Annotated in this window: 4 protein-coding genes; 2 read left to right on the top strand and 2 right to left on the bottom strand. The window is 71.1% G+C overall.

What is annotated here, in order from left to right:
* The first annotated feature begins 234 nt into the window (after positions 1–234).
* Together H5J33_RS31030 and H5J33_RS31025 are read left to right on the top strand one after the other, a co-directional pair.
* Positions 235–690, top strand: coding sequence for a hypothetical protein (locus tag H5J33_RS31030; protein WP_181798092.1), 456 nt, complete (start codon positions 235–237; stop codon positions 688–690).
* A 196-nt stretch (positions 691–886) separates the two neighbouring features.
* The gene (locus H5J33_RS31025; RefSeq protein WP_181798091.1) at positions 887–1,399 is read left to right on the top strand and encodes a hypothetical protein; all 513 of its coding nucleotides are present in this window, start codon (positions 887–889) and stop codon (positions 1,397–1,399) included.
* A gap of 58 nt (positions 1,400–1,457) precedes the next feature.
* On the opposite strand, the gene H5J33_RS31020 is transcribed toward H5J33_RS31025, so the two are convergent.
* Together H5J33_RS31020 and H5J33_RS31015 are read right to left on the bottom strand one after the other, a co-directional pair.
* Positions 1,458–1,811, bottom strand: coding sequence for a DUF3618 domain-containing protein (locus H5J33_RS31020; RefSeq protein ID WP_181798090.1), 354 nt, complete (start codon positions 1,809–1,811; stop codon positions 1,458–1,460).
* Positions 1,808–2,236: a phage holin family protein gene (locus H5J33_RS31015; RefSeq protein WP_309485531.1), complete on the bottom strand. Its 429-nt coding sequence runs from the start codon at positions 2,234–2,236 to the stop codon at positions 1,808–1,810. Before H5J33_RS31015 ends, H5J33_RS31020 begins: the two co-directional genes overlap by 4 nt.
* Positions 2,237–2,474: the final 238 nt, after the last annotated feature.

The following is a 2,474-nucleotide window of genomic DNA, read 5'->3' as shown; positions in this document are numbered from 1 at the left end:
CGTTGCTGTGCTCGATGTCCCTGGGCGTACATACACCGCTCCTTTGCCGGATCAGCTCCCGCGCAGCGTATCCGGCCCCGTCGCGGCCCGAATACCCGGTTCCGCGGCCGGCGTCGGGCACATGCCGTCGCTCGTTCATGTACCGGTCATGTGGTTGCCGGGCGGGGGTGATGATCTCTCCGGCAGCCGGCCGGCGGATGACGCCGACCCGGACGCCTACCAAGGGGAGGGACCATGACGCTGTCGAAGACGTGGTGGAGCAGAGTGGGGATCGCGGGCGCGGGACTGGTGGTGGCGCTCGGAGGGTCGGCCCTGCCCGCCGCGGCCCAGCCGCTCAGGACCACGGCCCAGCCGCTCAAGGCCGCGGCCGCCGCGCCGACTTCCTCGGTGCTCGCGCCCAAGCCGACCGGTCTCGCGTACACCTATGACGCGGCGACCCGGTTGGTCACCGTCACCTGGGCACCGAAGGACCCGGCCGACACCGTCACGCGTTACTACCGTACGGGCCTGTGCGGCACGGGCGAAGTGCCGGGAGAGCCGTGCTTCGTGTCGAGCCGGCCCGTCACCGAAAACTCCTTCTCCTTCACCCTGGCCCCGGGACAGGCTCCCCTCGGGTTCCGCGTCTACGCCGTGAGCAACGTCTATCCCTATGCGCTGACCGCTTCCGATCTCCTGGTCATCACGGGCTGAACCGGGTCCGGCCGCGGCCTGGTTCCGCCCTCTTTGGCCGGGGGCACGTCGCGGCACCGTCCGCGTCATGTCACGAACGTGTCTTGAGCGCGAGTACGAGGCAACTCGGCCGCCCGGACCGCCTGTCAATGAGGGCAGAAGGCCATACGGGCGAACAGCCGCCCGGATCGCTCGCCAGCAGAGGACGGACACCAGCATGCGCACTCGGAAGATCTCGGCACTGACCCTCTCCGCCGTGGCCCTCGGCCTGGCGCTGACGGCGTGCAGCAGCGACGGGGACGCCAAGACGACCCCCACCGCCACGGCGAGCGACGCGTCGGCCACGGCCACGGCCACGAGCACCCCGGGGTCCGGCAGCGCGGACGGCAAGTCGTCGGACACGTCCGCCGGCAAGTCCGACACCACGGGGACCGGTTCCTCGAGCGCGCCCGGCAAGTCCGCCACCACGGCGGGGAAGTCGACGGGGGCGCCCGCGAAGACCGCCGTGAAGTGCACCGACAAGATCAACTACGCGGGCGACCCGCGCTCCAACGCCGAGATCAACTCCATCGGCGAGGAGACCGGCACGTGTCCGCCGGTGCAGAAGCCGGCGTCCGACGACAAGAAGTGCACGGACAAGATCAACTACGCGGACGACGTGCGGTCCAACGCCGAGATCAACTCCATCGGTGAGGAGACCGGCACGTGCCCGCCGGTCAAGCGGAAGTGAACAAGCCGTAGAGGGGGCCGTCACCCGTGGGTGCCGGCCCCCTCTCGCGTCCCTACGGCTACTTCTTGCGGCGGCAGGCCAGCCACAGCACAAGCGTCGCGCCGCCGGCGAGCAGCAGAACGCGGTTGTCGCGGGTCCAGCGCGCGGTCTGCGCGGTGGTCTGCCACACCGGCTCCGGAGTCTTCTCCTGCAACAGCCGGCCCGCCTGCGCGGCCTTGGCGGCGGCCTGTTCCGTCACCTCCGAGGCCTGCTGCCGCACCTCGGCGGCCTTCTCCTTGGCGCGGGCCTTGACATCCGTCTTCGCCGCGAGCGCCTCGACCGTCTCACCCAGCTCCTGACGGGTGAGCTCGACCTGCTCGCGCAGTTCCTCCGGGCCGGACGCGGTGGGCTCGTCGTGGGGCGGCTGGGTCATCGGTGCGCACTCTCCTTGATCTCGGCCACATCGGCCTTCACGTTCTTGATCGCCTGCTCCGGCGCGGGCGGCGCCGCCTCGGCGATCTGCTTCTTCCCGGTCAGGGCCATCACCCCGGCGATCACGCCGAGCACGGCGGTGACGATCAGGGCGGCGGCCCACACCGGCAGCGGCACGGCCAGCGCCGCGATCACGGTGGCGACCAGGGCCTGGAGCGTCAGGAACCCGAACAGCCCCGCACCGCCGAACAGTCCGCCGCCCTTGCCGTAACGCCTGCCTTTCTCCTTCATCTCCGCCTGCGCCAGGCGCAGCTCGCCCCGCACCAGCTCGGTCAGCTGCTGCGAGGCCCGCTGGACCAGCTCGCCCACCGGTTCGGATCCGTGCGCCTGACGGCCTGCCTCGTAGTGGGGCTGCGTACGGGTCACGGCGATCACCTTCCAGACCTGCGTGGCGTGCGGTATTTCCGTCGTGCGACGCGGGTACCCAGGTCCGGGCGGTTCACCGGCCCTTCATCGGCGGCCGGCCCCGGCTGACGACATCCACCTCCGCCCACACCGTCTTCCCGGACGGCGGGTACGGCTCCGTGTCCCACCGGTCGGCGAGAACCGCATCGACTCCAGCCGCCTCGGCGTCATGGGCCACTCGATGGGCGGCGGCGGCACC

Source organism: Streptomyces sp. WELS2, from assembly GCF_013870595.1.
In the GTDB taxonomy this organism is placed as follows: domain Bacteria; phylum Actinomycetota; class Actinomycetes; order Streptomycetales; family Streptomycetaceae; genus Streptomyces.
This window is presented reverse-complemented; position numbering and strand designations above follow the sequence as displayed.